Annotated in this window: 4 protein-coding genes; 2 read left to right on the top strand and 2 right to left on the bottom strand. The window is 54.4% G+C overall.

The features are described 5' to 3' along the window. Window positions 1-107 precede the first annotated feature (107 nt). On the top strand, window positions 108-1,217 hold the full coding sequence (locus QQL24_RS24770) for a YihY/virulence factor BrkB family protein (RefSeq protein WP_284314978.1): 1,110 nt from the start codon (window positions 108-110) through the stop codon (window positions 1,215-1,217). A 192-nt stretch (window positions 1,218-1,409) separates the two neighbouring features. Here QQL24_RS24770 and tnpA read toward each other — a convergent pair whose 3' ends face one another. Next, window positions 1,410-2,027, bottom strand: a complete 618-nt coding sequence (gene tnpA / locus QQL24_RS24765; protein ID WP_284314977.1) for an IS66-like element accessory protein TnpA — start codon at window positions 2,025-2,027, stop codon at window positions 1,410-1,412. An 870-nt stretch (window positions 2,028-2,897) separates the two neighbouring features. Between tnpA and QQL24_RS24760 the strand changes: the two genes are divergently transcribed. Beyond that, window positions 2,898-3,317: a DUF1236 domain-containing protein gene (locus QQL24_RS24760; RefSeq protein WP_284314976.1), complete on the top strand. Its 420-nt coding sequence runs from the start codon at window positions 2,898-2,900 to the stop codon at window positions 3,315-3,317. A 960-nt stretch (window positions 3,318-4,277) separates the two neighbouring features. On the opposite strand, the gene QQL24_RS24755 is transcribed toward QQL24_RS24760, so the two are convergent. Beyond that, complete coding sequence (locus tag QQL24_RS24755) at window positions 4,278-4,682, bottom strand: GFA family protein (RefSeq protein ID WP_284314975.1); 405 nt, start codon at window positions 4,680-4,682, stop codon at window positions 4,278-4,280. Window positions 4,683-5,273 lie beyond the last annotated feature (591 nt).

Here is a 5,273-nt window from a genome sequence, read left to right as displayed (position 1 = left end):
CATCGGACTGGGCCTTATGGCAGCCATGGCGAGATTGATGCAGCCCGAGACGGATCGCCCTGTTTAGATCCGACGCGAAGGGTGGTTCGATATAGGAAGGTCGATGCATGGTTCGGAGCGAAGGCGAAGCAAACCCCGGATTTACTAGAACTGCCTTCAGCTTCATTTTGCTCGGGGCGCTTTTGCTGGCGACTGGCTTCATCACTCCAAAGAAAGACACCATTGGGTCGCCACAAATCACCCCAAAGCCAGCCGTTGGGGCTGAAACGGATGTTGATCGCAGCAAATCTGCAGCGAGTCCGGCAGAACTCGGCGGCGCGGGGTTGCGCGATGTAATTCTTCGAACTTATACCGAGGTACAGAACGACCGTCTGATAATCGTGGCGGGCGGAATCGCATTTTACGGGCTGCTGGCTATATTCCCAGGAATTGCCGCCATCGTTTCAATTTATGGTCTATTTGCCCACGCAGACACCATGCGCGAGCACTTGCAGCAGTTGTCTTTTCTGCTGCCGCCCGATGCTTTCTCAATCGTCGATGATCAAATTCGTCGTGTCGTCGCCCAGGGCCAGGGGGAATTGGGCGTCAAATTTGTTCTTGGTCTGCTATTTGCACTTTGGAGTGTGAATTCCGGGATGAAGGGGCTTATTGATGGCCTGAACGTCGCCTATGAAGAGAAGGAAAAGCGATCATTCCTCACTCTTAATTTCCTCTCGCTTGGGATGACCGTCGTATCATTGCTCTGCATTGTTGTGCTCATCGCGGTGGTTGCGGCGTTGCCTGCCGTATTTGACGCGACACTAGACTCCCATGCGGCTGTGGTGGGACTGAACGTTCTGAGGTGGCCGCTAATGCTAGCTCTCTTTGTCGTCGGGCTTTCTTTGCTTTACAGGTTCGGGCCCAGCCGTCAGCACGCGAAATGGCGCTGGATTAGCCCGGGCGCAGCCTTCGCGGCTTTAGCCATTATCTTTATCTCGCTTGCGCTGTCGTGGTACCTTAGCAACCTGGCGGACTATAATAAAACCTATGGCTCGCTTGGTGCCGTCATCGGTCTGCTGATCTGGATGTGGCTTTGCGCTTGTTCGATCCTCATTGGCGCTGAGCTCAATGCCGAAATGGAACATCAGACGGCAAAGGATGCCTCCACCGCTGCGCCGAAACCCATGGGCAGGCGCGGCTCGGAGCTGGCTGACACGATCGGGCACCCTGCCGGTTGAGCCTGATACCTTCGAACCTAGTTGAACCTGTCATTCGGTACATCAATATTCTACAGAGGGCCAATGTCTCCGGTCCCGCGGCCTTTCTAGCTTCGATTTGCCCAACGCGGTGTATCGTCTCCGGGAAGAATCGATACGCCGACACGGCATTTCGCGATAACGGACGCCATAGTGGTTGAGTGTGGTTTTCACTCACGCATCTTCTACCACGCGGATCAACGTCTTCAGCACCTCAGCCGCAATGTTAGCGTCGACCGTCAGCACGCGACCGCCTCTGCAAGTTATTTTGATGCGAGCAGTTTTAGCAGGAACGTCAAGCTGGGGGCTCTCGACATGCATATCAGCTTCCGTCTCTTCGGCCATGGCCTCGGGGCTTTCGGACACCGGCAAAACGACGGCATCGGCTTCTGGGGGGCCAGGTGCAAACTTCTTCTGCCAATGATGGAGCAATTGGGGCGTAACGTCGTGCCGGCGAGCAACCTCGGATATGGAGTCGCCGCCCGCTGCAACTTCTTCCAATATCTTCAGCTTCTGAGCTTCTGTCCACTTGCGGCGACGTTCAAACCCGGTGGGATTGGAGGTTGCAGATTGAACGGCATCCTGCGCTGCTTCAATGGGCGCTTGCGGGGGCGGCGCCCCGCCATTTGCAATTGGCGTCTCCGTAAGTTGCGCCCCACGCTGTTCGCGTAGGCGATTTGTCCTCGCCCTCATCGCCTCGGCTTCTTTGTCTATGATCGCCTGGGCGGCAGACTTGCTAGCTTCGTATCGGTCGCGCCATTTTTCCGCGTTCGAAGTGCGATCTTTGTCCATTGTTGTCGTCTCGTTCCCGGTTCCTCCCACTGACAGTTAGTAACGTTTCCTAATGGAAGAGAGTTCCATGCGCCGGCCATCGCTACGAACGCAACAATCCTATTCTCTGAGATGATGTAGTCTATGCCCATGTCGTCGAGAAACAGATCGGCATCAACGCCCCTATAAGGCAAGCGCAGCTTACTGGCCTCCAGTCCGCAGCTGCATTTCCGATGGGCCTCGACATAGGACAATTCGGTCGATCGAGGATCCACTTGTTGATTTGGACGAGCTCATCAGCCTCCTCGGCAGCCCTTATAAACCCAGCATTCGAGAAGGGTAGGGGGCGCGGCGCTTCCGCCAGAACAAAGAGACATAATCGAGTGGACATCGTGATCTCGATGATGCAGTCGAAGATCCGGCTTGGGCGACCGTTATCGAAAGACGCAGTCGCGGATATTTTCAAGATTATCTTCCGAGACCCCACGCTTGGTTTGCCGAGAGGTCATCGGCGTTTTTGGCGGGATCGTTCGATGTCGCGAGCGAGTCATCGGTAATTCGCCGCCGCCGACTGCAGACGCCGGTCTAATCGGAAATGTCTCCTCATCGATGACAGCCCGAAGAACGACCGGTCAATTCGGCGAAGTTTCCTAATAATATTTATCAAGTCCTTGCCCAAATTCTCGCGTCGTATCGGTCGATATATGACGCTCGGAAAACCTCGAATCACCAGCACTTATGGACTAAAACTTATCAGGAGAAATGGCATGTAACAAACAATATTATCTTGTGAACGAATATCTAACTGCAATCTCGGAACATTGTCCATCTCCACTTTGTTAGCCTTATGACTCCCGCTGGGAGAACATGACACAAAGATGGAGACTAACTATGACCGGCAGATCAATTCTTCTCGCCAGTGCTTTGGCATTTTGTTTAACAACGACAGTATCTGCATATGCCCAAGGCGTCCTGCCAGGAGCCAAGAATGGAGCTGAGCAGGGAAATGACGCGGCCGGGCCGGTGGGCGGCGTTGTGGGTGGGGCGGTGGGGGCGGTCACCGGTGGTATTAATGGGTTGATCGGAATTAAGGAAAAGCCGCGTTTCAAGCAGTATGTGATCGAGCAACATCCACAGTCATTTCGATACGCAGATCCGGTCACGGTTGGCTCCGTGCTTCCTTCGGGCGGCGTCCAATATTACGAAGTTCCGGCCGAGTATGGACATGTGAACTATCGATACGCCGTTGTGAACGATGAGGTCGTCCTTGTCGATCCGAGCACCCGGCAGATAGTGCAGATCGTTCAGTAGTTAACGAGACCTTGTACAGTTCTCACGCAGCGAAGAGCTCGTCTTTTCGACGGGCTCTTTTCATTCAGCGGTCAACGCTCGGCATGACTGACTAGAATGAATGATGGGTGAGCCGGGAGCGGACCACTGTGTTCCACGCTAACGCTGAAAGAGCGCCAATCGCCAGCTTTTTCAAGCACAATCAGCGATCATTGAGGGATCGTCGTATGGTCGCGCAAGCCTATCTATGAGATCAGTTGCTGGGGCGGGTTTTGGGCATTTACGGAATGAATAAACAGAGCCAATGCTTAGGGTGGCCCGTTATAGGTGGAACACCAACCGCGCTAAAGCCGTTACCTTTATGACGGGTCATCTCCCGTTGGTAGGGGGCTTGCCCGCTCCGCGGACCTGTCTGCCCTGGCAAGCCTCCTTCCAATATAGCAGAGTAACTATGGCAGAGAGAGACGGCGACGGGAACTGGAACATTGTCGCGCCAAAATGAGGACGTGAAATTGGCGGCGCACGGATGTGGTGCCATCACGAAGCAAGTCGAGACCTTAAACTTGCCGGCGTCCAAGTCCTAACGCAGGACGACCGTTGCCATGCCTAGCGGTGGGCTCGGCGTGTCAAGGACCAGCCCGCACCCAAATATTCCAACTCCACACACGATGAAGAACACTGCCGTTTTGGGGCGCAGCAAGACGAAACACGCGTAGGCGAGAAGCATTAGCGCGATAACAATTACCATGATCGCGACATTTAACATCGCCAAGGCTTTATAACAGGGGCTATTGCTCTACCACACCGGTCGGCCCCTGTTCCCATGATCGTGGCAGATTGCCTGTTTATTCGTATCGCAGATTCCGGAAAACCGCGTGGCACTTTTTCGGAATCTGCTTAGGAATTGCACACAGATTAACCCCTTTCGTCGCAGGACTGGGCTGCTCACCGAACCGAGCGAGCAGCCTGGATCGGTAAGATTTATTCCTGCTCGAACGCCTCTCCCGGCATCTCAGGTAGCCATGGTAACTTCGATTGGCACCAGACCTGATGGCTTGGAGTCAGTTTGGCACGCTGCTTCAACACTCCGATTCTGACGCCGAACGTGCGTTCCGTGCCAGCGAGGGAGGTACTATAGATGGCGGACCCGCAGTCGGCGCAGAATGCCTGGACGCGTGGAGCGCCGCTGTCGGCTGTTTCTTTTACATGGAGCTTCGGCATTCCTTTCAGCAGGCGAAAACCGGCTTCGCTCGCCGGAGCCGTGACCCGAAATGCAGAGGCCGAGAGGGTTTGGCAGTCTGTACAATGGCATATGCCGACCGTCTCCGCATCGATGTCAGCCTCGAAGCGGATTTTTCCGCAATGGCAAGAGCCTTCGACCTGCATGATTCCTCACCAAGTTGTCGCCCATAGTCTGATCCGTGCCGACAACCTCGTGCGTGACGTGTGCGGCATTATCCCCTGGCTCCTCGGTAGAAGCCGATTTGGGCCAGATTGCTGGGGCGCATCGACCGTTCCAAGCCGACCCATGCTCCTCTTTTATCGCGCTATACAAGGAACGAGTAGTCGGAGCTTGGCAGGGTCTAATACCAGCGACCTCTTCCATAAAAACCTCCGCCACCCAAAAGAATTATGACCAGAACAATGATCAAAATCGTAGTCATCGTAAAACTCCTATTTCTCGCATGGTTAGTTTGAAGATTGCCTTACGGGCATACTGTGTAACATAGGCAGCGACCAAATTGTTCCTCTGCACTGTAACTGAGAGCGAGGGACAAACGGGCAATCTGGCAAACTTCGGGCCAACTATCTGCGAAAATTTTCAGGGATCACGGAAGAGAGTTTCGCCTGATCATCGGCCTCATATTCTGGTGGTTCGTGAGTAACATTCACCTGTACTTCCATATCAAGGAAGTCTGAGCGGGCGCCGTGGTAAGAGCCTGCCAGCGGGACGGCCTGGCGCGGTTCACGGGCAAC

Origin of the sequence: Labrys miyagiensis, assembly GCF_030160835.1 — a bacterium.
Lineage (GTDB): Bacteria > Pseudomonadota > Alphaproteobacteria > Rhizobiales > Labraceae > Labrys > Labrys miyagiensis.
The sequence above is the reverse complement of the archived record's forward strand: the minus strand, read 5'-3'. Positions and strand labels throughout refer to the sequence as shown.

Excerpts from the sequence above, each read along its gene's own strand:
- QQL24_RS24755 (WP_284314975.1), bottom strand. The coding sequence starts at position 4,682 with ATGCAGGTCGAAGGCTCTTGCCATTGCGGAAAAATCCGCTTCGAGGCT.
- tnpA (WP_284314977.1), bottom strand. The coding sequence starts at position 2,027 with ATGGACAAAGATCGCACTTCGAACGCGGAAAAATGGCGCGACCGATAC.
- QQL24_RS24770 (WP_284314978.1), top strand. The coding sequence starts at position 108 with ATGGTTCGGAGCGAAGGCGAAGCAAACCCCGGATTTACTAGAACTGCC.
- QQL24_RS24760 (WP_284314976.1), top strand. The coding sequence starts at position 2,898 with ATGACCGGCAGATCAATTCTTCTCGCCAGTGCTTTGGCATTTTGTTTA.